Below are 26,299 nucleotides of genomic sequence, written 5' to 3' on the forward strand. Positions count from 1 at the left end.
CGACACGGCAAGCACCGGCGTGATCAACGTCGGCGGTGCGGTGACCTTCCTGGATGACGGCCCGTCGATCACCATCACTGGCGTAGCGCCGGCGCTAAACGTCGACGAGAGCTATCTGACCGCGGCGACCAACGGCATTGCCGGTTCGGGCGTCGGCCCGGCAGGATCGGCCACGGACACACAGAACTTTGCCGGTGTGTTCACAGTTGTGCAGGGCGCCGACGGTGCCACCACCAGCTATGGCCTGAGCATCTCGGCTCCGGGCGTGACCACCAACCTGATCGACAGTGCCACCAACACGGCGGTGGTGCTGACTCAGAGCGGCAACACCGTGTCCGGCTATGTATCGGGGCACAGCGGTGATGTGGCCTTCCTGGTGTTCACGCTGAGCACCAACACGGCGACCGGCGCAGTAACGCTGACACAGGACCGTGCGGTGCACCAGAACACTGTCGACAACCCGACCGACAGTTCCGAAGGCATCAACCTGACCTCGGGCCTGGTAACGCTGACGGCAACGGTGACGGACAGCGACGGTGATACGGCCTCGCAGTCGATCGACCTCGGTTCCAAGGCCTCCTTCCATGACGACGGGCCCTCGTTAGGCTCCTTTACCTCGGGCACGATCGCGAACGAGGTGGGATCTGTCGCTGGCTTGTTCTCGCTGGTGCCGGGCGCCGACGGGATCGACCATTTCAACATCACGGGACCGGCGATCGCGGGCATCGTCTACAGCACAACGACCGCTGCGGATGGCGCTACGACCCTCCACGCGAATGCCGGTGCAACCGAGGTGTTTGATCTCACCGTAAGGCCGGATGGAACGTACCAGTTCGACCTCCTCAAGCCCGATGCCGGCACGACAATAACCTATTCGCTACAGAACCTTCCCGCTGGCGGACCGAACTGGCGCGAAACCAACGATGGCCATATCGAGTTTTCAAGCCCAGACGGGATCAACTCCAATAATAACGGATTTGGCGTCGCAAACACCTTCGTAGGCGGGAATGAAAGCTTCACTATGGAGTTCCACACTTCCGGAACTGGAGTCGGCACGGACAATCCGGCCAGCACCAATGCCGAGTTGAACGACTCCGTGAGTTTGGTGGTCAATTCGCTGAACGGTGCGGGGGGAACCTACCACTGGGTTGCGACCAACACTGTTACCAATGTATCCACGTTCGGTGACATCTCCATCACGTCAACCGGAACATTCGTGATCGATCCGTCGATCAGCTTCAACCAATTGCAAGTCAGCGCGGTCAACGTCTCGGGGCAAGGCGCTCAGTTCTCGAATATTTCGCTTACACACAATGTTCTGCCTCAAAGTCAGGATTTGGCCTTTACAGTCTCCGCGGCTGACAAGGATGGCGATACCACTGGCACACAGCCGCTCAACGTTCACGTGGTCGCGGGAGATGGATCCGGCAACTTCGCTCTTACCGGGACGGCTGGCAACGACGTGATCGCTGGAAGCTCGCACACCGACACGATCGCAGGCGCCGCAGGAACCGACATCGTCGACTACACCGGTAGCCTGGCCGCCATTTCGATCCATCTAGCCGATGACGGACATGCAGCCGGGGCACCGGTGACATTCACCAACCCAGGACTTGGCACCATCGGCGGCGGCGATGCCACCGGCGATACCCTTACCGGCATCGAGGGCCTGATCGGTGGTTCCGGCGATGACTACTTGTTCGGAAATCTGGCAGCCAATTATCTTGCGGGCGGCGGTGGCAACGACACCCTCAATGGTGGCGCTGGCAATGACACGCTGATCGGCGGCGCGGGCAACGACGTCCTGATCGGCGGTGCAGGCCAGGATACAATGACCGGCGGCGCCGGAGCCGACACGTTCAAGCTCGACGGTTTGGACATCAAGGACCTCATCACCGACTACAATGGCGGTCAGGGCGACAAGATCGACCTTACGGCCCTGTTCGACTCGACTCCTGCGAATGTCGGCAACTTTGTGAACTACGACGCGGGCACGGGCACGCTCAGTGTCGACACCAGCGGTTCGGGTAATCCGGCCAATTTTGTCGAAGTGGCCCAGCTGACAAACCACCCCGTCGCCAGCACGATCACGCTGCTCTACGACGACGGCGTAACCCAGCACACGACGACGGCAAACCAGGTTTAACGGCATGGCGCTCGGTCACGCGACTATGTTATACATTGCTAATATCGAGGGGAGTTCATCCATGAATCGTTCTGTAAGACTGCTGGTTTCCGCTGCGACGCTGTTGCTGGCAGTCGGGTCGACGGGCTATGCCGCCGACATCATCGAAGGTCCGTCGGTCGACTATTGTCGCGTTGCCGGGACGTCCAACCTGGTGCTGACCGACAATATCGTCGACCTCAAGGAGCAGGTGGTCAAGCTGATGGACGAGTCGGTCGCCGCCGCCAACAGCTCGGAGTGGATCAACTCGTCCCGGCCGGTCTTCGTCTGGGCATCGGAAGCCAAGGTCGCTTGCGGCATGGCCTATGGCTACCTGAAAACGAACTATCGCGACGAAGATACCCTCAACAAATGCGAGTGTTTTCACGATCGCATGGTCGAGTATATGCACTGACCGGATAAGCGAACCGACGCCTGTTGGCCATCATGATAGCCGACGGATCCTTTTTGAGGGCAATCGCCGCAGCGATTGCGTTGGCCGGCTTTGGCCAGACTGTCACGGCGGCCCACGCCAACTGGCTGGAGCGACCTTCCGTGGAACAGCCGTCCGAGTTGACGCGGCCGACGCACTGCGACGCGGCTACGCAGTGGACCCGGCAGACCTTCAAGGCGTTTGCGAGCTGCCAGGCATCGATCTATGGCCTCGAGCCGGTGCTGGCGCATGCCGTGATGGAGATCGAAAGCGGGTTCGATCCTGACGTGCAGGGCGCCGACGGCGAAGTCGGCCTGATGCAGGTGATGCCGGCGACGGCGCGAATGCTTGGCTTTCGAGGCTCCCTCGACGAGCTGAGCGCGCCGGCGACCAACATCGCGCTCGGGGTCAGATATCTTGCCCAGGCCAACAAGCTGGCCGAGGGCGACCTGTGCACCACCGTCATGAAATATCGCGCCGGGCACAATGAAAGCCGGTTCTCGGCGCTTTCGGTCCGCTACTGCCAGCGTGCGCGAGCGATCCTGGCAAGGCAAGGGATTGAAGTGAGCGGGCCGTTGCCGGTGGCGACATTCGGCTTCTCAGCATTTTCGTCGGCAGGAGAGGATGGGGCTCCAGCCCAGGGAAAAGGCGTTTGCGTGCGCCGCGTGTTCGTGCCCGGGCCACGATACATGAAATGCGCCGACTATCGGACTGCCGGGCAAGCAAGACAGATCAAGGCGCTCAGAGCCAGGCTTTTCGAAGGCTAAAGAAACTACAGACGGCGCGGCAAGTGCGCCGTAACATGCGTTGAAGACCAGGCCGGGAAGCATACTCGGCGGCACATTGGGTGGAGCAATCATGGAAGCTGGCCGACAGGGCCGCTGTCTGCGGACATGGGCAATCGCGTTTGCGCTCACCACGACATTGTCAGGCTGCCAGTCGAAAGGCGGTGTTTCCGAAGTGCTCGATCCGGCGGCGATTGCCGCGCCTGGCGGGCAGACCGGCGACGCGGGTGCCGGTCCTGCCCAGGCGACCCAGTCGCTGGGCACCGGTTCGACGAAAATCACGATGTTGCTGCCATTGTCGGCTCCCGGAACGGCGGGGGAAAACGGCAGGAAGATGCTCGATGCCGCCAAGCTGGCGATGACGGATGTTGGCAATGGATTGCTTACGCTGACGGTAGAGGACACGAAAGGCGACAGCGCACAGGCCGGCAAATTGGCGATAAGTGCGATAACGACGGGGTCGAAAGTGGTCATCGGCCCAACCGAACTGCCGGCAGCCCAGCATATTGCTACGCTGTCGGGGTCGAAGCGTCCACCGGTGCTTGCGCTTGCCGACAATTTCGCAGGTGGCGCCGGTGTTTATGCCGTGCGACTCAGCGAAGCCGACAGTGCCGCGGCGGGCGCTGCGGGGCTCGCAGCCAAAGGCGGCAAGAAGTTCGTGTTGCTTGTCGCGGAAGGCTCAAACGCCAGCGCCGTGGAGAAGCGGGTCGCTAACGGCCTCAGCATCTATGGTGCGACGCTCGCGGTCACTGTCCCGTATTCGGCCAGCGACGGTGGCGCGAAGGCCGTCGACGAAATGGGCTCGCTCGTGGACACTCCCGACGCCGTGATCGTCGCCAATGGCGATGGCAGCCCATCGCCTATCCTTGCCGCCCTCAGATCAAAGGGCATTCCGGGAAAGGCAATTTCCGTCGTCGGAACCAACCGGTGGCTGGAGCATCCCATGGATCCGCTGTTTGAGGGGGCATATATCGCCACGCTCGACCAGCGCGAAACCGGACCGATCGGCGACCGCTTCAGGGCGACATACAACTACCCGGCCGACGTCAATGTGGCCTATGCTTATGATATGGTTGCGCTGACGGCAGGGGTTGCCAGTGCGGTCGGGCCCGATGGCTTCAGCAAGCAGGTTCTCGAAAATCCAAACGGGTTTCGTGGGTCGACAGGTCTGTTTCGGTTTCGGGCTGACGGATCCAGTGAACGATCGATGCCGTTTTACCAGATTCAAAAGGGCGCGCTCAAACTGGTTGCGAAATCAACGTCGGGTTTCTGATCGGTCTTGGGAGCCAGTTCAATCTGGTGGGCAGACTGGCTGATGGGTAGACTGGCTGATGGTTAGGTTGAGCCCCAGCCGCTTGGCGATTGCGCTGGGAAGCCTCCTGCTTCTGGCCGGGGTACTGCTGATCATCCAGGCCGGGGCTTTGCTTTCGGTCGATCGGCCGATCCTCGCCCCTTCGCAAAATAGCGAGACGCAGCCGACCCGAGTGGCTGCGTCCATCGTCGAAACATACCCACGAGAACCCGCGCGCAAGATTGCTCAAGACCTCATCGCTCCACCGCAGCTTGATCCTGTGCAACTCGAACGGGTCGAGCCCCGTCCGCCGCTGACCGACCTTGGTCTGGCTGTGCCCCCAAGGACACCGATGCCGGACGATTGGCGGGAGGTGCTGCTCTTTCGCCCGGCTGCCGCAACGTCCGCGATCTTCGAATCCATGGGCCGGACAGTAATCATCAGCGGGGTGCTGGGCATCGACCTCGACAGAACCTGTTCGTTTCATGATGTCACCTGGCCTTGCGGCGAGCGCGCACGTGCCGCTTTCAATTCCTGGGTTAGGGGACGCGCACTGAAATGCTTCATGCCGCCGGACGTCGAGCGTTTTGCCATCGCCGCCCCATGCAGGCTGGGCAAGCAGGACGTCGGCGCCTGGCTTGTGTCCAACGGCTGGGCCACGGCGCTGCCGAGTGGCATCTATGGCAAAGCGCAAGTGAATGCCCAGGGCGCGGGGATGGGCATTTTCGGTCCGCCACAATAGGCTGCGAGACTCAAAGAACCGGAGCAGCGTTCGCCGAGGCCGCCGTTGATTGTTCAGCGGCAGTCGGCATTCCATTGATTAACCTTTACGGCGCAAATTTCCGGGGCAAGCCGGTTGCTTGAACAGTATCGGGTCTCATAGTTCAAATTGTATGCTTCTCGGAAACTGAAAATGCTGTACGCCGGCTCTATGCTGGCTGATCTGACAGGAGATTAGCCAATGGCACAAACCACAGCGACCGCCTCCGCGCAGGCATGGAGAAGCGCCGCATGGCTGACCTTTCTAGGAACAGCCGGGAGCCTCGGCCTTTCCCTGGGCTTCAACTATCTGCTCTTGTTCAGCGACGCGTTCACGCCGTTCGGGCGCAGCATGATGACAGCCGTGCTGCTGCCCGTGGTCATTGGTCTGCCGCTTTTCGTACTGATCGGCTGGCAGCAGATCCAAATCCGCAGCTGCCGTCAGGAACTCAACAGGTCCGGAACCTATGACAGGTTGACAGGCTGTCTGAACGGGCCGGTCTTCACGTCGATGGTCGAAAGAAGAGCAACAAGGCCATCGGCGCCGGGACCACGCTCGGGCGCCTTCCTGGTCATTCATTCGGAACATCTACGGTCCATCAACCTGCGCTTTGGCCTTGAATGGGGCGACGAGGCTTTGCGGCTCATAGCCACAACCATACAATCATCAGTACGCGCGGATGATCTGGTTGGACGCATAGGGACTTCCATGTTCGGGGTCTTCCTCTCAGGCGCGACAGAAGCAGAAGCCAAGGAAATCGGCGAGCGTATCCGCACTCGTGTCGCCCAAGTCTATTTCGCACCAAAAGGAACCGAGGATGCCCTGACCATCAAAGTCGGCGGCGTGATGTTTGAGAAAGAGATGGAGTTCGCGGACATGTTTCAGTTCGCCGAACAGGGCGTGTCAGACACCCAGGATGACGCCAGGTTTGAATTGAAGCATCTCAACAGCTGACGGCTTTCGGGCAGCCTACGGCTATTTTTCCCGCATCGCGCGGCGGAAGTTCTGCGTGATCGGCTCGGCGAGGTAAGAAAGCACGGTGCGAGCACCGGTCCGGATCATCGCCTCGCTCGACATGCCGGGCAGCAGCTTGCGGCCCTCCAGCTTGGCGAGTTCACTCTTGTCGATCAACACGGTTGCGGCGAAATACGGTGCCCCGCTGCGCTCCTCCACCATGCGGTCAGCCGACACGATCTCCACGACGCCGTCGAGCGGCGGCAGGTTGTAGCGGGCGAAGGCCGGGAAGCTGACGCGCGCGGGCTGTCCGGGGGCGATCGTCTCGACATCTTCAGGTTTGACCATAGCCTCGACCACGAGTTGTTGTCCGAGCGGGACGACTGTCATCAATGTCTCGCCGGGTTTCACGACACCGCCCGTCGTGTGGACTTTCAGGTCCATGACGATGCCGTCAACCGGTGCGACGACATTGGTACGGGTCAGCACGTCCTTGGCGGAACGCTCCTGTTGTCTGAGGTCAAACAATTCCGCCTCGACCTTGCTCAACTCCTCGACGGCCTCGTTCAGCCGCACTGTGCCGAGGTTCAAGATTTGCATGTCGATCTCGGCCATGGCGCTTCTGGCACGAGCGATTGCCGCGGTGTTGGTCGCGCGCTCCCCCTCGATCTCCCTCTGTTGTCGTTTGAGCAGCAGGTTCCGCTCGCGCGTGGTCAGCCCCTTCTTGAGCAGCCCCTCGAGGTCTTTGCTTTCACCCCCGAGGCTGTCGGGCCTGCCCGAGCGGACACGGCCGCAGGGCTGTAGACCAGGCCGACGCCGCCAGATTGTGCGGCAGTGCATTCCGACGACGATGGTGTGTCCGAGATCGTGGACGCTATGCTGCGTAACCGCTGCCACAATTACCCAAAGTTCGCAGCGCAGTTCATGTCTGGAGAGGTCGGTCGTTTCATTTCAGTATGACCAGGTCTATACTCCACGGGGGACAGGCCAGATCGATGGACCGTAAGCTTTCCGCCATTCTCGCTGCCGATGTTGTGGGCTATTCCGCCCAGATGGAACGCGACGAGGCCGGCACGTTCGAGCGCCTCCGTGCTCAACGCAAGGAACTGTTCGAGCCTGAGATTGCCCGCCACCACGGCCACATCTTCAAGCTGATGGGCGATGGACTTCTGGCCGAATTCGGCAGCGTCGTGGACGCGGTCGAATGCGCGGCGTGGTTGCAGCGCGCCCTGGCGGAACGCAACGCTGCCGTTGCCGAGGATCATCGGATTCGCGTCAGGATCGGGATCAATCTCGGCGAGGTGATTGTCGAGGGCGAGGACCGATATGGCGAGGGTGTCAACGTCGCTGCCAGGCTCCAACAACTAGCGGATCCTGGCGGCATCTGTGTCTCGGCAAAGGTCGCAAAAGAGGTTGAGAAGAAGCTGGCTTTCGGCTTTGAGCCGATGGGTCAACAGAAGCTGAAGAACATCGCCGAACCGGTGCAGGCGTACCGGGTGCTGCTCGATCCCGCGGCGGCGGGAAAGCCCATGGCCGTCAATCGACCCCCACGCTTCAGGCGCAATCTGGCCGTCGCTGTTGGGGTACTTGTTGTCGCAGTCGGTCTTGCAGCAGCGTGGTGGCGACCGTGGGAGCCACCGCTTCGGCCCACCGCTCTGACGACCAATGCGAAGGCCGACACCCGGCCATCACTCGTCGTGCTTCCATTTGACAATCTCAGCGACGACAAGGCGCAAGGTTATCTGGTTGACGGTTTCACCGAGGACCTGACCACGGAGCTTGCACGCGTGCCCGGCCTGTTCGTCGTATCACGAAACGCGGCTTCCACCTACAAGGGCACGGAGACAAAACCCGCCGAGGTCGCCGCAGCGCTTGGTGTCCGGTACATACTGGAGGGCTCGATACGTCGGGTCGGCGACGACATGCGTATCAACGCGCAATTGATCGACGGCTCGACCACCGGTCATCTTTGGGCAGAGCGTTTCGACGGCCAGTGGACGGATGTGTTTGCACTGCAGGACAAGGTCGTCGTCAGCATCGCAGGCGCGCTCAAGCTTCGTCTCGTCAGCGCCCAAGGCAAGGCAGATGTCGCGGGCGGCACGCGCAATCCTGCAGCCTACGAAGCTTACCTCCAGGGCATGGAAATCTACGATCGTCGCAATACTCCAGACGAGTTTGCGCAGGCGGTGAGGCTTTTCCAGCAGGCGCTGGAACTCGATCCGAATTTCGGCGCGGCGGCAGCCTCGCTCGCATGGGCCTATTGGGACACGGACGGGCCACGGGTCAAAGCTTTAGCCGTTTCGGATATCAGTGCGCTGTACAACGTCTACAAGTACCTCGGGGAGGCGGCCAAGCATCCTTCGCCGTCCTACTATCAGCTCGTCGCCAGTTTGCTGGTTCGCGAGCACCGGTCCGACGAGGCAGTCGCGGTTATGTTCAAGGCAGTGGCGCTCGATCCGAGCGATCCCCTGAACTATGTCGGGCTGGCAGAAGCCCTGAATTTCAATGGCAGGCCGGACGAGGCGCGCGACTATCTCGTCGCCGCCAACCGTGTCGACCCAGGCGGCAATGACCATCGGAACTACCAGGCTGGGCTGGCTGAATTTGGCCAGGGTCGTTTCGAGGAAGCTGTCGGCTACCTTGAAAGGATCGATCTCCAATCGCCTGATCCATGGCCGAAATTCTACGGCCTGCAGGTGTTGGTTTCGGCCTACGCACATCTCGGGCGCAGTGACCAGGTCGCGGCCTATCGCGACAGGCTAAGGAACGTCATGTTGGAACGAAAGGATGGAGGGGCAAATCAGCTGGTCACGCAGAGGTATTTCGTGTTCAAGAACCCGGCCGACATCGGGCGTCTGCTGGACGGGCTGGACAAGGCCGGTCTGCCGGAGTTGCCGGAAGCGGTCGATCTGGATGCGAAGGACCGGCTTACCGGTTCGGAGATCAAGTCGCTCATCCTCGGTCGTGACCTGCGTGGGGGAGGCGCATGGATAGACAAGGGAACCAGCTGGGTGCAGCAGAACTTCCTGTGCGATGCCATTCCGAAAGTCCAGACAACCTGCGGCGCGATCTTCCGCAATCCTGCCGGGACGCCGGAGCGACGCAACGAGTATACGGCAGTCTTCCGTTTCGATCGTTTTGAATTTTCGACCGTCAAATAAGACCGCCCGGGACCTGCCGGCGAATATCAGAGCGGTTCGCGATTTGCTCCTCTCGGCCAAAGGTCGCGTTCAAGTCACCCCTGTGTTTGCAATGGCATCGTTCGTCGGCATCGTTCGTCCGGCGCGTTGAAAACGATGTTAGTGTGCGAGCGAGGCATAATGAAAACGGGGAAGGTCTCATGAGTTTCGATGATATCGACCTCAATTTGCTCAGAGTGTTCGATGTGATGATGCGTGAAAGGAGTGTAACGCGCGCAGCCAGCGAATTAGGCAGAACTCAATCAGCTGTAAGCCATTCCCTATCAAAGCTTCGGTACCTCTTGAAGGACGAACTGTTTACGAGAGATGGTGGCGAGATGCGGCCAACCGCTCGGGCAGTTGAGCTGTTGTCAGATATTTCTGCAGCGCTGGCAATGATACGCGGGTCGATCGACCGGCACCAGATTTTCAACCCAGCAACGACGCGACGCAACTTTCGCATTGGACTTACTGACTATCACGCCATGATTTTCATCCCAGGGCTCATTCGAGAATTTTCGAGGCAAGCTCCTGGCGCGACGCTGAACGTCATTCCCGCAAATGGACCCGAGATCGGTTCATCGGTCTATTTGAGACAAGTCGACTGTGCCCTGACCGGAGCGGCAATACGCGACGACCCGAGTCTCCTGAAGGTGGAACTTGGCCAGGATCGGCTGTTTTGCGCGGTGTGGAGTGGAAGCAAGATCGCCAAAAATGCGATGACACTGGAAACGTATTTGGCCAGTTCCCACCTTCAGATTTCAGCAGACGGCCTGGCAGAAGGGCTCGCCGACGCCGCCCTCAAACAGATGGGTCTACGACGCAATGTCGTTGCGACCATCTCGAACTATCTGGTTCTGCCCTGGGCGCTTCGCGGCACCGAACTGATTACCCATTGCGGCGATGCCATCTTGCAAATGCTCGACGAGAGGAGTGAGGTGACGTCGGTTCCGCCGCCCCTTCCCATTTCGAATGTAAATGCCTGGCTCATCGTTCATCGCCAGATGGCGAATGACCCGGGCACCAAATGGCTCCGGGAAATCATCGTGGGTATCTACAACGAGTCGCGAACCAGGAGAGACCAAGGGTCGACCGTCGGAGCACCGGGGTCGGCCGTACAATAAGTCGCGCGCGCTGTCGCTATCGACTAGCCCGCCCCAAGCAAACCAGCCCGATCACCACTCAAACGCCTTTTCACGGAGAGCGGGTGCCTCCCAAACTATGAATACTGCTCATTTTCGTAATGAGAACAATCAATTTGACGAATAGTTCTGCTTGAGAGCACATTCCCTTCAACAAAAACAGGGGAATGCCGAAATGAGATCAACGTTTAAGGGCCTGATTGCCCTCGCTGTCGCGTGCACCGCCTCCTCGGCGTGGTCCGCCACACTCGACAATGTCAAGAAAAATGGCGTGCTCACATGTGGCACAAATTCAGCGACGGCTGGCTTCAGCCTTCCCGACAATGAAGGCAAATGGACCGGGTTTGTGGTCGACTATTGTCGCGCCGTGGCCGCAGCCGTGCTCGGGGATGCGCAAAAGGTCAAGTTCATCCCTTTGACGCCAAAAGATCGCTTCACCGCCTTGCAGTCGGGGGAAATCGACATTCTTGCGCACAACGCAACATGGACCTCCTCCCGCGACACGTCGCTCGGCATATTGTTTGCCGGCACGTATTTCTATGACGGCCAAGGATTTATGGTGCGCAAGGCGGACAACGTCACGTCGGCCAAGGGGCTTGAAGGCGCATCGATATGCGTCACCCAAGGCACCACGACCGAGTTGAACCTTGCCGATTATTTTCGCTCGCAGTCTATCAAGTACACCACGGTTGGTTTCGCCGACGAGGAAGCTGTGGTGAAGGCTTACGAGGAGGGGCGTTGCGATGTCTTGTCGGCGGACACCTCGACGTCAGAATTGCGGAAAAGGCGGACAGCTACCCAGGGCAGCTGTCTGGCGGCCAGCAGCAACGCGCCGCAATTGCCCGGGCTCTCTGCATGAACCCAAAGATCATGCTGTTCGACGAGCCAACCTCTGCTCTCGATCCGGAGATGGTCAAAGAGGTGCTCGACACGATGGTGTCGCTCGCCAGCGAAGGCATGACGATGCTGTGCGTGACGCATGAGATGGGCTTCGCGCGGGAGGTGGCCGATCGCGTGGTCTTCATGGACCGCGGGGAGATCGTCGAGACCAACACGCCCCATCAGTTCTTCACCAACTCCCGGTCAGAACGGGCGCGGCAGTTTCTGGCGCAAATCCTCAAATAGTGACGTCCGCAGAGGCAAAGCGGCCGTAACCGTGGCAACAGTTTTTTCCAGGTGACTATCAAATGGCTTGTGCAGACACGCCCGCATCAGCGGTTGGGCAACGAAATATCGCGGGAATTGATTTCGACCAAATCCACGACCGCAACCAATTCGGATCCGTCAAATGGGCCAACCCGTGGGATGAGTTCTCTCCGCAGGTCGAGGGCCGGGACTTACTGTCCCTATGGACGGCGGGTATGGATTTTCGAGCCCCGGAAACCGTCATCGCGCGGCTGCGCGAGGCCGCGGACCATGGCATTTACGGCTACACCCGCCGCGATCCGCGTCACTATGAGATCGTGCAATCGTGGTTCACACGCCGGCACAACTGGCCGCCGAAACTGGAGACCCTGCTTCCCGCGCCGGCGATCATGCCCGTCAGTGGCTGCCATACTGCGAACCTTCACGAAGCCGGGTGACGGCGTCATTGTGCAGTCGCCCGTGTACTCGCCCTATTTCGAAGTGGTTCAGGGAAACGGGCGGGTCCTGCTTACGAACCGGCTGAGGCTGCAGAACAACAGGTATGAGCTCGATCTGGAGGACTTCGAGAAACTGGCGGCCGGTGGCGCTAAGGCGTTCCTGCTCTGCAATCCTCACAACCCTGCCGGAATGGCCTGGACACTCAAAGAATTGGCGGCGCTGAACGACATTTGCGAGCGCCACGGGATCTTGGTCATATCCGACGACATTCACTGCGATATTAGGTTGTCGGATCGCCCCCACATCGTCTTCTCCGCCATCTCTGACGATGCCGCCGAGAAGTCGTTCATCTGCACTGCTCCAACGAAGACTTTCAATCTTGCCGGCGTTCCTTCGGCAACCATTTCGGTAGCCAGCAAAAAGCGCCGCGAGGCGCTCCTTGCCGCAATGCAGGCGTCATTCATGGTGAATGCGAACTTTTTCGGCCGCCTGGCCTTGGAGGTTGCCTACAGCACAGGCGCGCCATGGCTCGATCAACTCACAGGCTACATCGCCAGCAACATTGATCTGGTTTGCGAATTCGCCGGAGAACACCTTCCAGGTATCAGGCCGATGCGGCCCGACGCATCGTTTCTGGTGTGGTTGGACGCGCGCGCGCTCGATCGCAGAGTGGGTGGAATTCAGAAGTTCTTTGTCGACCAGGCCGGGGTCAATCTGTACGACGGCCGCGTTTATGGGCCTGGCGGCGAAGGCTTCATCCGCCTGAATGTCGGCTGCCCGCGTCCTCTGCTGCGCCGAGGGCTGGAGCGTATGTCCAGCGCGCTGGCATCCTTGTGATTGAGCGGGATCAAGCCGGAGCGCCCCGAATGCGAATTGCCGTCATCAATCCCAACACGACCGCCTCGATGACCCGAGGGATCGTCGCCGCCGCCATGGCGGCAGCAGGTCCGGGGACCGAGATAGTGGGTATGCAGCCGACGGCTGGACCTGAAGCGATCGAAGGGCCCTTTGACGGCGCACTCTCCGTACCGGGCCTGCTCAGGCAGGTGGTTGCGGCGGAAGCGGACAATGTCGACGCCCATATCATAGCCTGCTTCGATGATACCGGTCTCGACGCGGCCAGGGCGATCGCCACCAAGCCAGTTATTGGCATCGGCGAGGCCTCGTTCCATGCCGTCAGTCTTGTTGCTCACAGCTTCTGTGTCGTGACCACTCTGTCGCGCTCCGCGCCGCTCGTCGAAGACAACATTCGCCGATACGGATTTTCCCATCGCTGCCGCCGCGTGTTTGCTTCCGACATCCCGGTCCTTGAGCTGGAGAGACCTGAGAGTGGTGCGTCCGATCGAATTTCGGATCTCATACGGGAGGGCATCAAGCTGGGGGCGGAAGGGGTCGCGTTGGGTTGCGCGGGTATGGCCGCGTTTGCATCCGCCCTCCAGCGCAAGCACGATATTCCCGTGGTGGACGGACTCGGCGCTGCAGTCGGTCTTGCGGAGACCCTGATACGTTGCGGTCTCGCGCCTTCCAAACGTGGCGTGTGGGCCATGCCGGCGCGCGCGAAGGGGCTGGACAGGTTCGAATGACCCGGAGCGGGTCCTCGCAAGGCGTGCGTCCTACCGGGAATATGACCGCGTGCTCAACGCCTATGTCAAAGACAAGCGCTTGCCCGAGTTGCGCGCCGAGCGCCAGCAGCTTGAGTCCGCGCTTGCCAATGCACGCACATGGTGACAATTTCACCGCAACAAGCCGATCATCGGGTGGATGCCGGTTTAGAATGACACGTTTGGTGCTGATAGGGCCGATGTGCTCCGGCAAGTCCACGATTGCGGAGCGCCTCTCCGACCGTTTGTCACTGCGCAACATCCCGCTCGATCTCGTACGTTGGGGATACTATTACCAGATCGGCTATGACCGGCGGGAAGAGTGGCGGCGTGTCAAGGCAATGGGCTGGCGTGCACGTTTCGACTACTGGAAACCGTTCGAGGCGTATGCGGTGGAGCAGGTGCTTCTCGACTATCCGGATACGATCATCGACTTCGGCGCAGGTCACTCGGTCTATGAGGACGACGTGCTTCTGGCGCGCGTCCAGACCGCGGTCAAGCGCGCTTCACATGTCGTTTATCTGCTGCCCTCGCCAGATATCGAGCGCTCGCTGGACATCTTATGCGCTAGGGCTGAGGTACCGGAAGACGAAAGGGCGGATTTTGTCGCATTAAACCGGCCGTTCCTGGAGCACCCGTCAAACGCGTCACTGGCGACGGCAACGTTCTACACCGATGGCTACAGTGTCGATGAGACCTGTGAGCAGATTGCCCGCATACTCGACAGCCAAGCGCCGCCGGTGAGTTAATCGCTTGCTCGTCTGCGGTTAAGCAAGGCTGTTTAGCCCACCTCCCAACAAGGTCGCCGTTATCATAGCGGCGGCCTCACCGTATTCTATGCGAGCTACGACCGAGTAGATAAGGTCTCCCATGACTTCAACCGCAGCTATTGCGGCAAGGCGATCCTGAGTTGACCACGACCGATGCCGGGTCGGAGACCGATGCGCCGGTATCTCGCAGCAAGCGGCGGCATTTCCAAATGTGCTTGTGGGCGCATTTGGGCTGTTTTATGTATGGCTTCAATAGGAGCTGATATGAGTGTTCCAAATGTTGATCAAACTATAACCGCAGGAAAGCTGGCGGAATTTGTAGCGAAGTCCGTAGAGGCCGCGCGCGCGGTGGAAGGGCCATTTTACCATCTTGAGTTCGACCGGGTCTTTCCGGAGGATGTTTATAAATCCATGCTGGCGGCGCTGCCGGTGTATGCGGATTACCGACCGATGCACGGCCGGTCCAAACAGCGGGATGCGATGGGTGCGTCCACGCGGGTGAAGATTGATCTCTTTCCGGAAAACATCCGACATCTGCCGTCCGCGAAGCGGACGGTGTGGAACGTGGTTGGCAAAGCGCTTTGTTCCGAGCCGGTGAAGGACGCTTTCCGTCGCAGACTGGCACCGGCGATGGGGCGACGGTTCGGGCCTGGCTTGGCCGAGGTGGGCATGTTTCCTATCCCCATCCTAACGCGTGACATTCCGGGCTACGAAATTCCGCCGCACACGGATACACATTGGAAGGGCATCACGGTGCAGCTTTACCTGCCACCAGACGAGGCGCACACCAACATCGGGACGATCTTTCACGAGGAGCTGCCGGGCGGCGGGCTGGCGAAAAAGATGCAGATGCGATTCGCGCCGAACACAGGCTATGCTTTCGCGGTAGACAAGGACACGTGGCACTCGGCGGACATAGTGGGGCCGGAAGTGGCAACACGGGACAGCATCCTGCTGACGTATTTTGTGGATAGCGGGTTGCTGCGCATCCTGCGTAACCGGGGGAAACGGGTGGGCAACTTTATCAGCAACGAGATCCGGAATTTGGGCTGGTTCATACCGGGCACATGAGTTGGTAGCCGCGTTTTATGTCGAAGACCGAGGATCGCCGACTGATGCCTGAACCGACAACGGGAAGCCGCGAGTGGCTCGACCGGCTTGACCAGCAAGACATCTCCGACTTCGCCGCCATCCACGGCGACGAAATCATCACCAAGCCCGGTTGTTCATCGGGCCGGGCTCGTTCAGCCGGCGCGCCGCGAAGGCGCGCCCGAGGGGCGCCGCTGGCGGTTCATCGGCAGGCGTGGGGTGGGAGTGACTTGTGGCACTGTACTTCGGTCTTCCGCTTGCCGTGCTGCCATGCTTAATTCGAGGAAATTCACATCAAATTATAGAGTTGCCACGTGATACCAATCTACATTGGGTATGATCCACGCGAATCCCGAGTTCTAGACGTAGCGCGATGGAGCGCCTACCGACGGACAAGCACGCCGTTGCAGATACAGCCACTCGTGCTCAAAGACCTTGAAGCCCAAGGAATCATGAAGCGACCGATGACGGTACGTGATGGCAAGCTCTGGTGCCCGATTTCCGAGGCACCGATGTCGACCGAGTTTGCCATATCGCGCTTTGCCGTTCCGTTTATGAGGCAAGGCGGCTGGGCCATGTTCTGCGATTGTGACGTCCTGTTTCTGAAGGATCCAGTCAAGTTGCTCGACCTGGTCGATCCTTCCTACGCGATTATGGCGGTTAAGCACCAGCAACGCGAATCCGAAGCGGTCAAGATGGACGGGCAAACGCAGACGTTCTATCGCCGCAAAAACTGGTCGTCGGTCGTTTTGTGGAATCTGGATCATCCAGCCAACAAACGGCTGACCAACGAGATGCTTAATACGTGGCCCGGACGTGACCTCCACGCCTTCAAATGGCTTGAGGACCATGAGATCGGGGAATTGCCCCTGGCATGGAACTACCTCGTAGGGGCTTCGGCTACCGAACTCGACCCCGCCGATGTCTCGCTGGCGCACTACACGCTCGGCGGTCCTTGGTTTGCGGGCTGGTCCGGCGCCACGCAATGGGACGAATTATGGAGCCGAGAAGAGAGCATTCTGCGCGCGTTTGAGGAACATGCGGTTCAGATTCCCGCATGAAAACTCCGCTTTCGGACCTCTTGCCAACTTTCTCAAAGCCAATTCTTCGCTTGCCCAGTGTCACCGGTCCCGCCTTGGTGATGGGGGCAGCGCCGAATTTTCGCCTCCCGCAGGGGCATGATGCCGATTGGGGACTGGTGACGGTCAATGCTTCCCAGCTTTTGGCGGAAACCTTCGGTCTCCCAGTTCCCGACATCGCCGTGCTCCGCCGCGGCATTTTGGTCGGCCAGGACGAGCAGGATTTTTACAAGCGCGATTTGTTGAAAGGACGGCAGGCAAAGCATCTTATCATCCCGATTTGGCCGGACGTTGAAGACAAGCTGATAGCCGGTTGTCGCACCTTTGATTATCGCTATGACACCTTGCAGGCGCTTACAAGATGGCAGCTTGCCAACATCGTCTGGCGGCTTAGCGGCAAATATCATGTGTCGCGCGGCTGGCACCGGAAAATCTCAACCGGAGCCTTCGCGATCATGCTGGCGCGTTTCGCCGGTTTCGCTCCTGTTGTCGTCAGCGGGTTTTCCCTGTCCCAAGCCGGGCATGGATACGACACCCGAAATGCCTTTCGATATCATGCCGACGAAGATGCGGATTTGCTTCGACGGGTGGTGAAAAGAGGCGAGCCAATCTACGCAGAGGATAGAGACTTCGCTGCAGAAAGTGGATTGCCCTTGTGGCAGGGACAGATGCCATGACGACGACAGACGACCTTGCTTCGCTGTTGAAAAGAGGGATATCCATTAGCCGGAACCGTGAGCTCGATTGGACGTTGGGCGCCCACCAATGACCAATTTGACCCGCCGCCCTTCGTGAGGTCGATGTGCTGAATATCTCGATGGCTGATCGGCTGGCTATCAAGTCCATTCTCGTTATTCAGACGAAGTTCATCGGGGATGTCATTCTGACCTCGGCGCTCGTGCGAAATCTGCGCCTCGCTTACCCAAACGCTGCGATAGCCATGCTTTGCGCTTCTGGCCTGCGAGACTTCGTAGTCAGCCAGAATATCGCAGACGTGGCCATCGGATTCGACCGTCGAGGTGCTGGTAGAAGTCTGCCTCAGCGAGTGAAGGAATATTCAGGCTTGGTCGCTGACCTGCGCCGCCGAAAATTCGATCTCACCATTGACGTAACTGACTCGAAGACATCACGGATAGTGCACAGGTCAATCGGCGCCCCCCTACGCGTTGGATACAATCCCCCGGAAAAGCCCATGAAATTTTGGGAAGTTCAGCCTGCTAATATATTTGCTGAAACGTTCGGCCATGGAGGCGCGCACTACTTGTACCGATATCTGTCCCCGCTTGAAGCGCTTGGGATAGAATTGCGAGAAGTGACACCGAGGCTTGAACCCACACCAGTCGGGCGAAGCGCATCTACCCAGATTCTGGCGCAAAGCAATCTGGCCCTAAAGGCTTTCGTCGCAGTACACGCTGGAGCAAGGTTCGAAGGGCGGTGTTGGCAACCTGAACGGTTCGCTGCAGTAATCGACGAGGTTTATGCAACCAAGGGCCTGCGGTCATTGCTGATTGGTGGACCTGATGAGAGCACAACCGCGCAAGCTATCTTGAATGCGGCAGCGTCGCCATTGGTGAGCGTTGTTGGCAAAGCCTCGCTTGAGACACTAACAGCATTGCTTTCGGATGCATTTATCTTTCTGGGAAACGAGAGCGGCCCAATGCACCTGGCTGCGTCAGTCGGAACTCCGGTTGTGGGCTTGTATGGCCTGACACCCCCCGACATCTGGGGGCCTTTTGGGGTGCTTCACCGCACCGTTGAGCCGCCGTTGCCTTGCCAGTGTGTTGCGCCCGGATTGTGCAAACCCGACAACCCGGGCGGCGTCTACTGCGTTCATCGACTACCAGTTGCCAAGGTTGCTCAAGCGACACGAGACTTGATAGACGCAGTGAGACAACTGGCCAATAAGACGGCCAATTGACCTCCAGCCATGACCGGCCCGCTTGAAACCGTGAAGAAGGCCCTGCAGGCCTATGTCGACAAGGATCGTGCGCTCATCGATTCGGTGATCGGCAGGCCGTACAGCTTCACCAGGCCCCTCGACAACGCGCTCAGTCGCGAAACCGATTTGAACACTGCTGGCTGTCAATAACATCATCCCATCGTCTCCCAACTGTGCACATCTAACCTGCCTGAGCCGCGGCGCTCGGGCGGAACGGCCCCTTTTGATCGTTTCATCGTGATAACGGACGGCCGGCTTCCGGCCCAAAACGCGACGTCAGAGTCGTGGCTTGGCTATGTAGTTGCACAACCCGACCCTAGGGAGTGTGATGGCATAGTTGTGGTCGTGTTTGTCAGGCGAGCGAACCGCAAAACTGCCAACAGCTGGGTGGCGCTATCGTATTGATATTGCTGTCGTCAAAACCTGGGGATTTTTTGGAACTACTGCCCAGCTTGGAGAATGATGGGCATTCAGAGAGTCATTTGGGGAAGAAAGTCGTTTCCGCACTTCCCAGCTTTCGACCCCAAACCGCGCAAAAGCTAGGCTTCCGGAAAGCCATGAGGGCACCGGAGAATTGTTTGGACTTTGAAGGTGGTAGCGGGAGACCGCTACATTGCAAGACCCACTATCGAGGAGGCAATCTTCTCATATCGTCGGTGTGCGGCGTGACTGCAACTCGGAATCGAGCGTCTCGAGTTCGAAATCACGAGTCGTGGCGATGATGGATAGGACGGATAAGTTAGATAAATCAATTGGTCATGTGAACGTGTGTGCAACGATTGCACATCGCTGCTTGGGCATGATTGCATCTACTTCGTATTCCAACCTCCCGATCGACCACGGATTCCGAACGTCTATCTTTCCCCTTAGCCCGGATTTCTCAAACTACCGGCGTCGATAGGGATTTGAAGGCCGGTTTTAGAGCGGGCGAGTGGATGATCTGGCTTTTTGGGCTCGCTTAGGCCGGGCGATACGCCATGCAAATTGAAGCCGACCAGTCTCTGTGCCCAGCCTGCGGCGGCGGCCTCGAATTTTCCCGGTGTTTCATCAAATGATGTGCGCATATGTGGGTCCTCAATACGACTTTGTGCCGGTAGCCATGGGCTATGATTGCCCGAAATGTCGGCGGCCCATCATATCGGGAGACGACGCCTGCGAGATCGTCGCAACAAGCGCACGGTGCAGGCAGTGCCACAAAGAGATGGTGGTGTCGCCGTATCCTCTGTTCTGACACCGCGTGCGACGTTCTGCTCAAGGCGACATGACATAGTCGATCCGAGGCCCCGCGACGGACCCACGCGGTGTCCTCGTGCGTGCGACTTATCGCGGAAGTCCGGATGGTCCGCATCGTGCACGTCCGGCGACGTCAGCTTCTAGACGCTAACGCGACCTTGTGCGCTCACCGATCAATGACCGCTTCGCCTCGGGCGCTGGCCTTGCTACCCAGCTAAACGCTTGGCAGAAATTAGATTGCCAACTATCGAACAAGAGGAAGTCTAATCCGGAACGACGCACCACCGTGATCCCGATTTTTCGCACGCATCAGCCCATCGTGCGCCTCGACAATGTTGCGCGCGATGGATAGCCCCATGCCCATGCCTTCCGCCTTGGTGGTGAAAAACGGTTCGAAGACCTGTTCTAATTTGTCGTCGGGAATGCCCGGTCCGCTATCAGACACGGACAGCTCGGCAAACTCTTGGTCGCGCGAAGTCCGGATGCTGATGATGCGATTTTCGCTCGGCGTCTCCTTCATCGCGTCGATCCCGTTCACCACAAGGTTCAGAATGACTTGTTGAAGTTGAATGCGGTCGCCGAGTATCGGAAGCGCATCCGGCGTGATCACGCCAAGAAGTTCGACTTTTCGCCCGCGAGCCTCCGTCGAAAGAAATTCGACGGTTTCCCGCGCAAGGTCGTTGAGATCGAGACTTTTCAGTTCAAAAGGTGCCTTCTTCAGGAGGCTCCGCATCCTCTGGATGACTTCGCTGGCACGCTGGTCATTCTCCAAAATATCGCTCACGATTTCCGCGAGTGCAGCGATATCGGGGCTCGATGATTGCAGGATAAGTTCTGCGGATTCGGCGTGGCTCATTATAGCGCCGAGAGGCTGGTTTATTTCGTGGGCAATTAACATGGTCAGCTCGCCAGCGGTCGAGAAGCGATTGACATGAGCAAGCTCTGCCATGCGTTGCCGCGACTGCACTTCGGCTGCTTGACGCCGACGGTGTTCATTGAACAGGATCATGATAAGCCCGGCCTGTAGCAGAATAGCCGCAGTAATAAGGGAAATTTGCCAGGAATACCGTTCCCACGCCGTTGGCTCCCGAAACAAGACTTCGCCCCCGGTTGGCAGGCGGCTCTCGCTAATGTTCCAGCGCTGCAGCTGTCGCCAATCGTATTTCGGTGCTGAGAATTCGATTGGAGGAACCTTGATGTCACCTGCCTTCTCACCTCCCAATATCCGGACCGCGGCATCCGCCGTCGCTCGGGCACCCTCGGTCGGTGAAGACATCGGGCCGCCAACAGCTTGACCGTTGAAAAGAGACTCGTCGAACGTGAAAATGGGAGCGTTGGCGACCTCATAGATGCGCTTCAATGGCTCCTTGTCTCCATAGACGGCACCTGCGCCGTCCACCATCATCTGCTGGTAAAAGATTGCACTGTGGGGCGGCAAACTCGCAACCTTCTTCAGGATCTCCTCGAACGGCCGCTCGTTGTAAAAGATCAATTCAACCTTGTTGTCTAGCAGTGGCTTCAGTTCCCCTTGCACCTCGCCGATCCAAAATCGCTCAGGGGGCGAGTTCCCGATTATCATCGCGATGGCCTTCGTCTCCGGCAACAGCCGTAGAATGTTTTCGACAAGGGCGATGTGATCGACGCGCGTGCCAACCACGGCGTCCCGCTCGGACAACATGGATTGTCCAACCCGGCGCACTTCGACTGCCGCAAGCAGCATCGGCGTTGTCGGAAATAGGTCTATTCTCCGTTTCTGGACGAAGCGAGCCGCGGGTGCACCTATTGCGACGATCAAATCGAGCCGTCGTGTTGCGTAGAGCGCCTTGAGATATTCAACAAATTTGGCCTCAGCAGCGTCGTCGCCATCCCGAGCCGTGACGAGGGAATCTTCTTGGATGTCCAGCGGCCAAGGCGACTGTTGGTTCAGTTCATTGCGGATTTCCCTGGCCCATGTGGCCCACGGCTGGAAACCCCGGCCATACGAATATAGGAACAGGATTTCCTTCGGCTGAACGGAAGGCTCGCCAGACCTAGGCTGAGCGGCAGTCTCGCCAATCGAGACCAAAAGAATGACGGCGGTGGCGATCCACCTATTGACCAGCCAATTCATCATCAATGAGCCCGATGCGACCAAGGAACCTGACATCCACCCGATGACGAGCCAGTAGAGCCTAGACTGCCGTTATTGGTGGGGATTGGCAAGATGAGCCTGGCCATGTGGGCTGGCCGCACCAACCGAGACCGCAGTAGGTCAAGAAATCCCTTGCCAGCGAGGAGCCGTCCACATATGCGCGAAGTGATCTGGTGGATGAGGCCGCAACAGCGATGCTTGCACTGGGCGAGGCGCTGTCCCGGGGGGTTGATCTGCTTGGCAGCTTGGGAAACGACCGCCAGTTTGCGGTCAGGCCACGGCCACTGTAGGTACTATTGCGATAGCGCCGGTGCATGTACGATGTTGCTGAGGGCTTTCAGAGGGCAAGATGTTGACCGAGCAGGGCTTCCTCCGAGCCTCGATTGTCGCGACGGTAGGCGTCGCGGCGTTCGGAATCGTCTTCGGCCTGCTGTCCGGGTCGTTCTCCATCGCTTTTGATGGCGCCTATTCTCTTGTCGATGCCGGAATGACGATTTTGGCGCTTTGGGTATCGAGCCTGATCGTACGATCGGCAGAGGCCGACGCGCTGTCGGGCAGGCTGCGCAATCGATTCACGATGGGGTTCTGGCACCTGGAGCCTATTGTGTTGGGCCTTAACGGCACCTTGCTGATGACGGTCGCTACCTACGCCCTCATCAACGCCGTGATCACCATTGTGTACGGCGGCACCGAGCTGCGCTTCGGTGTCGCCATCGTCTACGCCGCAATCACGTTGGTGGTCTGTATAGCCATGGCTATGGCCGGCGCGCGGGCAAACAGGAGACTGCAGTCAGACTTCGTTGCCCTGGACGTTAAAGCCTGGACGATGTCGGCGGGAATAACCTCGGCACTTCTGATCGCATTCCTGATCGGACAGGCGGCCGGCGGAACGCCGCTTGGCTGGATCTCTCCATACGTGGACCCTGTCGTACTGACGCTGGTCTGCCTCGTGATCATTCCTATTCCCGTCGGGGCGGTGCGCCAGGCCCTGTCCGAGATCCTGCTCATCACCCCCGTGGATCTCAAGGCCCACGTCGATCGGGTGGCCGCCGAAATAGTGCAGCGCGAGGGGTTCCTGTCCCATCGGGCATACGTCGCCAAGGTCGGGCGGGCCACGCAGATAGAGCTTTACTTCATCGTGCCGAAGGACTTGCCCCCGAGGACCATCGAGGAGTGGGACCGCACCCGCGACCAGATCGGCGCGGCCATCGGGGACGAAGGCCACAATCGGTGGCTGACCATCGCCTTTACCGCTGACGTCAACTGGGCGGAGTGAAAGCCGGATGGCGCGCCAGACCGATGTCGGGCATCGCGTTGTGCCAGGTCAGCCCCGCACCTTCCGGCCCAGGTAGCAAACCTCCTCGTGAAGCTTCGTGTCGCTCGGCTTCATCGGTATCAGCAGGTAGCTATCCTCGGACACCGTCATTGCCTGTCCATTCTGATGGGCGAACGCCTGTCCTTTTGGCAACAGCTTGAAATTGCTTGCCTCACCCGCATACCGGAAGTCGTCGAATTCCTTCGTGACGACGGAATACATCTCGACGATCTCCGCATCGACGGCCGCCGGACGAGGATCGTGCCCGATCATGCCCAGGAGGGACAGCAGCGAAATGGCAGCCCGATAGGCGACATCGTTTGAAGATTTGTCGAAGTGGCTACCGGATTCCAGAGTCGCTGACATTGCGCCACGCGCATTGGCGTAATTCTCGGTATCGCCGCCGATGGTCCCGCTCGAGAACTTGCTCCAGCCAGTCATCATCTTTGGTATTCCGAGATGCCGATAAAACTCGACGGCGTCTTGCTCGGCGACCAGAAACGGTTCGTTTGCGATCGGCGCGGAATGGAAATCCAGAAAATAGTCGCAGCTCTCCAGCAACGGCTTAAGCTCCTGCGTCCGTTGGAATTCGTAGGAGCCGCGGTCGATCTCTGGTCCATAGTCCTCGCGAAACATGCGGTTCATGTTGTGTTTGACATAGCGGCACTCCGCAGCGATCGCGCGCTCGTTCGCGCGGGCAAGTGTCAGGGAGCCGCGCAGCAAGCGTCTCGTGCCCCCGAAAAGGTCATAGAGGACTTTCTCGATGGCATGAATGCCACTGACTTCGTCTCCATGAATGCCGCAGAACATGACGACCCGCGGGCCAGCCGCGTCGCAGTCTATCCGCACTACGCTCTGAACGTGCGGATCCCTGGAAATCAACATGGACCGCCTCCTGTCGAACTTGCGACGCCATGACGTGTCGAGCTTCGATTCGACTGGGCACTACTGCCGATCGGCCAGTGCAGCAAGGGTCTGGGCTGAAATGCTACTGTAACTTACGTCGATGTGGTCCGCCTGCAGGGAAGACCAATCTTGCGGAAATTTGCTGCAAGGTTGACGTTCAGGTCATGACAATCCCAAACTCTGAGACGCTCGGACTGCCACGTCACCCGGTATCGACTGGCGCGAAACTGAAATGCGGGCGGGTCGGCAACTCCGGCGCCGCAGCGATGGCCGCGATACCCGCAGGCTCCAGCCAGCCGCAGCCAAATCTTCGAGCGAGGTAACCGATGTCCTCTGGACATGCAGTGTCCTCCAGGCGGGTGCTCGAACCCATTGAGCGCATATCCGAAGTGCTTTTCGGATTAATCATGGCATTGGCCTTTACCGGGACTTTGAGTGTTGTAAGTGACCGATCTGAGGTGCGCACCACGCTGGTCGGCGCGCTCGGCTGCAATCTCGCCTGGGGCCTCGTAGATGCCATCATGTATCTGATGGGATGCCTCGCTGACCGGGCCACAGAGCGGCGCATAGTTGCCAAAGTGCAGCAAGCCGCCACCCCCGAAGAGGCGAGGACCGCTATCCTGCAGAACCTGCCTTCCGCGGTAGCGTCGGCATTGACGGACGCCGATCTCGACAGGATGCATGCAGCACTGTTGAAGGAGCGGATGCCAGGCGAGTCGATGGGACTCAAGCGCGAAGACTTGCTGGGTGCGGTCGCCGTCTTCCTTCTCGTTTTCGCCTCGACGATCCCGATCGTAGTGCCTTTCCTGTTCCTGCAGGACGCTTGGACCGCGCTTCGAATCTCCAACGCCATCGCTGTGGCGATGATGTTGTTTGCCGGCTACGCGTTTGGACAGCTGACTGGGTACAGACCATGGCTGACTGCCGCTGCCATGGTTCTGCTCGGCTGCTTGCTGGTCGCCCTGACTATCGCGCTGGGCGGATGAGGGCCGGGCGCCGCGATCTTGCCGTGAACAGTGCGTCGGGACCGAGCGCAGATGTAGTACAGTAACATACACCCCGTTCCTTGTTTAGGTCGTCTGACCTGCGCGACAACCTTTGCCGGCGCCGCCATCGAACGGCGTCCAGCAAGATGCTGCGAACGCCAGGCATTGGGAGTGGACGGTGCACGAGGTTGAAGGGTTCCCAATTGCGATCATCGATGAAGATTACGAAGGCAAGAACGCTGCTGGACGGGGCATGCAGCAGCTCGCTGCCGCAATCGAGAAAGAAGGCTTCCGCGTCGTCGGCGGCCTTAACTACGAGGATGCCCGGCGACTTGTCAAAATCTTCAACAACGAATCCTGCTGGCTGATCTCCGTCGACGGATCGGAAGACGTCGCGACGCGATGGCAGGTGCTTGAGGAAGTGCTGGCGGCCAAGCGCAGCCGCAACGAACGTTTGCCGATCTTCCTCTTCGGCGACGAACTCACCGCGGAGATGGTCCCGATCAGCGTGCTGAAGCACGCCAACGCCTTTATGCGGCTCTTCGAGGACTCGCCCGAGTTCATGGCACGAGCGATCGTGCGCGCGGCGCAGCTCTATCTCGAGCGACTTCCCCCGCCGATGTTCAAGGCGCTGATGGAGTATACATTGCAGGCCAGCTACTCCTGGCACACGCCCGGTCACGGCGGCGGCGTCGCGTTCCGCAAGAGCCCGGTCGGGCAACTCTTCTATCAATTCTTCGGCGAGAACACCTTGCGGTCCGATATCTCCGTATCGGTCGGTAAGCTAGGCTCGCTTCTCGACCACACCGGCCCGATCGCCGAAGGCGAGCGCAACGCCGCCCGCATTTTCGGGGCGGACGAGACACTGTTCGTAGTCGGTGGCACCTCAACCGCAAACAAGATCGTTTGGCACGGGACAGTGAGCCGGGGCGACCTTGTCCTGTGCGACCGAAATTGT

General features: G+C 59.2%; 24 protein-coding genes and 2 pseudogenes. 22 read left to right on the forward strand and 4 right to left on the reverse strand.

The features are described from left to right. From AC07FD_RS30575 to AC07FD_RS30600, 6 genes are all read left to right on the forward strand, one after another. On the forward strand, nucleotides 1–2,146 hold a 2,146-nt coding region (locus AC07FD_RS30575; RefSeq protein ID WP_478352876.1), incomplete at its 5' end, for a DUF5801 repeats-in-toxin domain-containing protein. 61 nt (nucleotides 2,147–2,207) lie between these two features. Next, nucleotides 2,208–2,579: a hypothetical protein gene (locus tag AC07FD_RS30580; protein WP_477228957.1), complete on the forward strand. Its 372-nt coding sequence runs from the start codon at nucleotides 2,208–2,210 to the stop codon at nucleotides 2,577–2,579. 53 nt (nucleotides 2,580–2,632) lie between these two features. Further along, complete coding sequence (locus AC07FD_RS30585; RefSeq protein ID WP_478352877.1) at nucleotides 2,633–3,364, forward strand: lytic transglycosylase domain-containing protein; 732 nt, start codon at nucleotides 2,633–2,635, stop codon at nucleotides 3,362–3,364. Between the two features lie 91 nt (nucleotides 3,365–3,455). Further along, complete coding sequence (locus AC07FD_RS30590; RefSeq protein ID WP_478352878.1) at nucleotides 3,456–4,655, forward strand: type 1 periplasmic-binding domain-containing protein; 1,200 nt, start codon at nucleotides 3,456–3,458, stop codon at nucleotides 4,653–4,655. Between the two features lie 82 nt (nucleotides 4,656–4,737). Continuing rightward, nucleotides 4,738–5,415: a thermonuclease family protein gene (locus tag AC07FD_RS30595; protein WP_478352879.1), complete on the forward strand. Its 678-nt coding sequence runs from the start codon at nucleotides 4,738–4,740 to the stop codon at nucleotides 5,413–5,415. Nucleotides 5,416–5,634: 219 nt separating this feature from the next. Beyond that, nucleotides 5,635–6,387, forward strand: coding sequence for a GGDEF domain-containing protein (locus AC07FD_RS30600; protein ID WP_478352880.1), 753 nt, complete (start codon nucleotides 5,635–5,637; stop codon nucleotides 6,385–6,387). 21 nt (nucleotides 6,388–6,408) lie between these two features. On the opposite strand, the pseudogene AC07FD_RS30605 reads toward AC07FD_RS30600, so the two are convergent. Beyond that, nucleotides 6,409–7,143, reverse strand: a pseudogene (locus AC07FD_RS30605) (HlyD family type I secretion periplasmic adaptor subunit); the annotation flags it as partial. A gap of 239 nt (nucleotides 7,144–7,382) precedes the next feature. On the opposite strand from AC07FD_RS30605, the gene AC07FD_RS30610 reads away from it, so the two are divergent. From AC07FD_RS30610 to AC07FD_RS30670, 13 genes and pseudogenes are all read left to right on the forward strand, one after another. After that, on the forward strand, nucleotides 7,383–9,548 hold the full coding sequence (locus tag AC07FD_RS30610) for an adenylate/guanylate cyclase domain-containing protein (RefSeq protein ID WP_478352881.1): 2,166 nt from the start codon (nucleotides 7,383–7,385) through the stop codon (nucleotides 9,546–9,548). Between the two features lie 179 nt (nucleotides 9,549–9,727). Next, on the forward strand, nucleotides 9,728–10,690 hold the full coding sequence (locus tag AC07FD_RS30615) for a LysR family transcriptional regulator (RefSeq protein WP_478352882.1): 963 nt from the start codon (nucleotides 9,728–9,730) through the stop codon (nucleotides 10,688–10,690). A 193-nt stretch (nucleotides 10,691–10,883) separates the two neighbouring features. After that, on the forward strand, nucleotides 10,884–11,567 hold the full coding sequence (locus AC07FD_RS30620; RefSeq protein ID WP_478352897.1) for a transporter substrate-binding domain-containing protein: 684 nt from the start codon (nucleotides 10,884–10,886) through the stop codon (nucleotides 11,565–11,567). Then, nucleotides 11,477–11,833: pseudogene (locus tag AC07FD_RS30625) on the forward strand (amino acid ABC transporter ATP-binding protein); the annotation flags it as partial. The gene AC07FD_RS30620 and the pseudogene AC07FD_RS30625, both read left to right, overlap by 91 nt. A gap of 62 nt (nucleotides 11,834–11,895) precedes the next feature. Further along, the gene (locus tag AC07FD_RS30630; protein WP_478352883.1) at nucleotides 11,896–12,291 is read left to right on the forward strand and encodes a hypothetical protein; all 396 of its coding nucleotides are present in this window, start codon (nucleotides 11,896–11,898) and stop codon (nucleotides 12,289–12,291) included. Continuing rightward, complete coding sequence (locus tag AC07FD_RS30635) at nucleotides 12,254–13,129, forward strand: MalY/PatB family protein (protein WP_478352884.1); 876 nt, start codon at nucleotides 12,254–12,256, stop codon at nucleotides 13,127–13,129. The genes AC07FD_RS30630 and AC07FD_RS30635 overlap by 38 nt, the downstream gene beginning before the upstream one ends. A gap of 29 nt (nucleotides 13,130–13,158) precedes the next feature. Then, nucleotides 13,159–13,875, forward strand: coding sequence for an aspartate/glutamate racemase family protein (locus AC07FD_RS30640; RefSeq protein WP_478352885.1), 717 nt, complete (start codon nucleotides 13,159–13,161; stop codon nucleotides 13,873–13,875). A 191-nt stretch (nucleotides 13,876–14,066) separates the two neighbouring features. Further along, entirely contained in the window at nucleotides 14,067–14,642 is a 576-nt protein-coding gene (locus tag AC07FD_RS30645) for a shikimate kinase (RefSeq protein ID WP_478352886.1), read from the forward strand. Between the two features lie 285 nt (nucleotides 14,643–14,927). Then, on the forward strand, nucleotides 14,928–15,734 hold the full coding sequence (locus AC07FD_RS30650) for a hypothetical protein (RefSeq protein ID WP_478352887.1): 807 nt from the start codon (nucleotides 14,928–14,930) through the stop codon (nucleotides 15,732–15,734). A gap of 482 nt (nucleotides 15,735–16,216) precedes the next feature. After that, nucleotides 16,217–16,813, forward strand: coding sequence for a hypothetical protein (locus AC07FD_RS30655; protein ID WP_478352888.1), 597 nt, complete (start codon nucleotides 16,217–16,219; stop codon nucleotides 16,811–16,813). Next, complete coding sequence (locus AC07FD_RS30660) at nucleotides 16,810–17,508, forward strand: hypothetical protein (protein WP_095084441.1); 699 nt, start codon at nucleotides 16,810–16,812, stop codon at nucleotides 17,506–17,508. Before AC07FD_RS30655 ends, AC07FD_RS30660 begins: the two co-directional genes overlap by 4 nt. A 140-nt stretch (nucleotides 17,509–17,648) precedes the next feature. After that, the gene (locus tag AC07FD_RS30665) at nucleotides 17,649–18,749 is read left to right on the forward strand and encodes a glycosyltransferase family 9 protein (protein ID WP_478352889.1); all 1,101 of its coding nucleotides are present in this window, start codon (nucleotides 17,649–17,651) and stop codon (nucleotides 18,747–18,749) included. A 9-nt stretch (nucleotides 18,750–18,758) separates the two neighbouring features. Continuing rightward, nucleotides 18,759–18,920, forward strand: a complete 162-nt coding sequence (locus tag AC07FD_RS30670) for a hypothetical protein (RefSeq protein ID WP_478352890.1) — start codon at nucleotides 18,759–18,761, stop codon at nucleotides 18,918–18,920. A 716-nt stretch (nucleotides 18,921–19,636) separates the two neighbouring features. Here AC07FD_RS30670 and AC07FD_RS30675 read toward each other — a convergent pair. Next, nucleotides 19,637–19,834: a hypothetical protein gene (locus AC07FD_RS30675; protein ID WP_478352891.1), complete on the reverse strand. Its 198-nt coding sequence runs from the start codon at nucleotides 19,832–19,834 to the stop codon at nucleotides 19,637–19,639. Nucleotides 19,835–20,247: 413 nt separating this feature from the next. Further along, on the reverse strand, nucleotides 20,248–22,137 hold the full coding sequence (locus AC07FD_RS30680) for a sensor histidine kinase (RefSeq protein WP_478352892.1): 1,890 nt from the start codon (nucleotides 22,135–22,137) through the stop codon (nucleotides 20,248–20,250). 346 nt (nucleotides 22,138–22,483) lie between these two features. On the opposite strand from AC07FD_RS30680, the gene AC07FD_RS30685 reads away from it, so the two are divergent. Further along, nucleotides 22,484–23,410 carry a cation diffusion facilitator family transporter gene (locus tag AC07FD_RS30685; RefSeq protein ID WP_478352893.1) on the forward strand — a complete coding sequence of 309 codons (927 nt, stop codon included), beginning with the start codon at nucleotides 22,484–22,486 and terminating at the stop codon, nucleotides 23,408–23,410. Between the two features lie 48 nt (nucleotides 23,411–23,458). On the opposite strand, the gene AC07FD_RS30690 is transcribed toward AC07FD_RS30685, so the two are convergent. Further along, nucleotides 23,459–24,334, reverse strand: a complete 876-nt coding sequence (locus tag AC07FD_RS30690) for a hypothetical protein (RefSeq protein ID WP_478352894.1) — start codon at nucleotides 24,332–24,334, stop codon at nucleotides 23,459–23,461. Nucleotides 24,335–24,762: 428 nt separating this feature from the next. Here AC07FD_RS30690 and AC07FD_RS30695 point away from each other — a divergent pair, with 428 nt between their 5' ends. Together AC07FD_RS30695 and AC07FD_RS30700 are read left to right on the forward strand one after the other, a co-directional pair. Then, nucleotides 24,763–25,341: a VIT1/CCC1 transporter family protein gene (locus AC07FD_RS30695; protein WP_478352895.1), complete on the forward strand. Its 579-nt coding sequence runs from the start codon at nucleotides 24,763–24,765 to the stop codon at nucleotides 25,339–25,341. A 178-nt stretch (nucleotides 25,342–25,519) separates the two neighbouring features. Then, nucleotides 25,520–26,299, forward strand: a 780-nt coding sequence (locus AC07FD_RS30700) for an Orn/Lys/Arg decarboxylase N-terminal domain-containing protein (RefSeq protein WP_478352896.1), incomplete at its 3' end; no start/stop codon positions are given.

It is taken from the genome of Mesorhizobium waitakense, assembly GCF_056431085.1.

What these genes read in the sequence shown, in the direction of transcription:
- AC07FD_RS30580 (WP_477228957.1), top strand. Translation starts at nt 2,208, where the DNA reads ATGAATCGTTCTGTAAGACTGCTGGTTTCCGCTGCGACGCTGTTGCTG.
- AC07FD_RS30590 (WP_478352878.1), top strand. Translation starts at nt 3,456, where the DNA reads ATGGAAGCTGGCCGACAGGGCCGCTGTCTGCGGACATGGGCAATCGCG.
- AC07FD_RS30600 (WP_478352880.1), top strand. Translation starts at nt 5,635, where the DNA reads ATGGCACAAACCACAGCGACCGCCTCCGCGCAGGCATGGAGAAGCGCC.
- AC07FD_RS30610 (WP_478352881.1), top strand. Translation starts at nt 7,383, where the DNA reads ATGGACCGTAAGCTTTCCGCCATTCTCGCTGCCGATGTTGTGGGCTAT.
- AC07FD_RS30615 (WP_478352882.1), top strand. Translation starts at nt 9,728, where the DNA reads ATGAGTTTCGATGATATCGACCTCAATTTGCTCAGAGTGTTCGATGTG.
- AC07FD_RS30620 (WP_478352897.1), top strand. Translation starts at nt 10,884, where the DNA reads ATGAGATCAACGTTTAAGGGCCTGATTGCCCTCGCTGTCGCGTGCACC.
- AC07FD_RS30630 (WP_478352883.1), top strand. Translation starts at nt 11,896, where the DNA reads ATGGCTTGTGCAGACACGCCCGCATCAGCGGTTGGGCAACGAAATATC.
- AC07FD_RS30640 (WP_478352885.1), top strand. Translation starts at nt 13,159, where the DNA reads ATGCGAATTGCCGTCATCAATCCCAACACGACCGCCTCGATGACCCGA.
- AC07FD_RS30645 (WP_478352886.1), top strand. Translation starts at nt 14,067, where the DNA reads ATGACACGTTTGGTGCTGATAGGGCCGATGTGCTCCGGCAAGTCCACG.
- AC07FD_RS30650 (WP_478352887.1), top strand. Translation starts at nt 14,928, where the DNA reads ATGAGTGTTCCAAATGTTGATCAAACTATAACCGCAGGAAAGCTGGCG.
- AC07FD_RS30655 (WP_478352888.1), top strand. Translation starts at nt 16,217, where the DNA reads ATGACGGTACGTGATGGCAAGCTCTGGTGCCCGATTTCCGAGGCACCG.
- AC07FD_RS30660 (WP_095084441.1), top strand. Translation starts at nt 16,810, where the DNA reads ATGAAAACTCCGCTTTCGGACCTCTTGCCAACTTTCTCAAAGCCAATT.
- AC07FD_RS30665 (WP_478352889.1), top strand. Translation starts at nt 17,649, where the DNA reads ATGGCTGATCGGCTGGCTATCAAGTCCATTCTCGTTATTCAGACGAAG.
- AC07FD_RS30670 (WP_478352890.1), top strand. Translation starts at nt 18,759, where the DNA reads ATGACCGGCCCGCTTGAAACCGTGAAGAAGGCCCTGCAGGCCTATGTC.
- AC07FD_RS30675 (WP_478352891.1), bottom strand. Translation starts at nt 19,834, where the DNA reads ATGCGCACATCATTTGATGAAACACCGGGAAAATTCGAGGCCGCCGCC.
- AC07FD_RS30685 (WP_478352893.1), top strand. Translation starts at nt 22,484, where the DNA reads ATGTTGACCGAGCAGGGCTTCCTCCGAGCCTCGATTGTCGCGACGGTA.
- AC07FD_RS30690 (WP_478352894.1), bottom strand. Translation starts at nt 24,334, where the DNA reads ATGTTGATTTCCAGGGATCCGCACGTTCAGAGCGTAGTGCGGATAGAC.
- AC07FD_RS30695 (WP_478352895.1), top strand. Translation starts at nt 24,763, where the DNA reads ATGGCATTGGCCTTTACCGGGACTTTGAGTGTTGTAAGTGACCGATCT.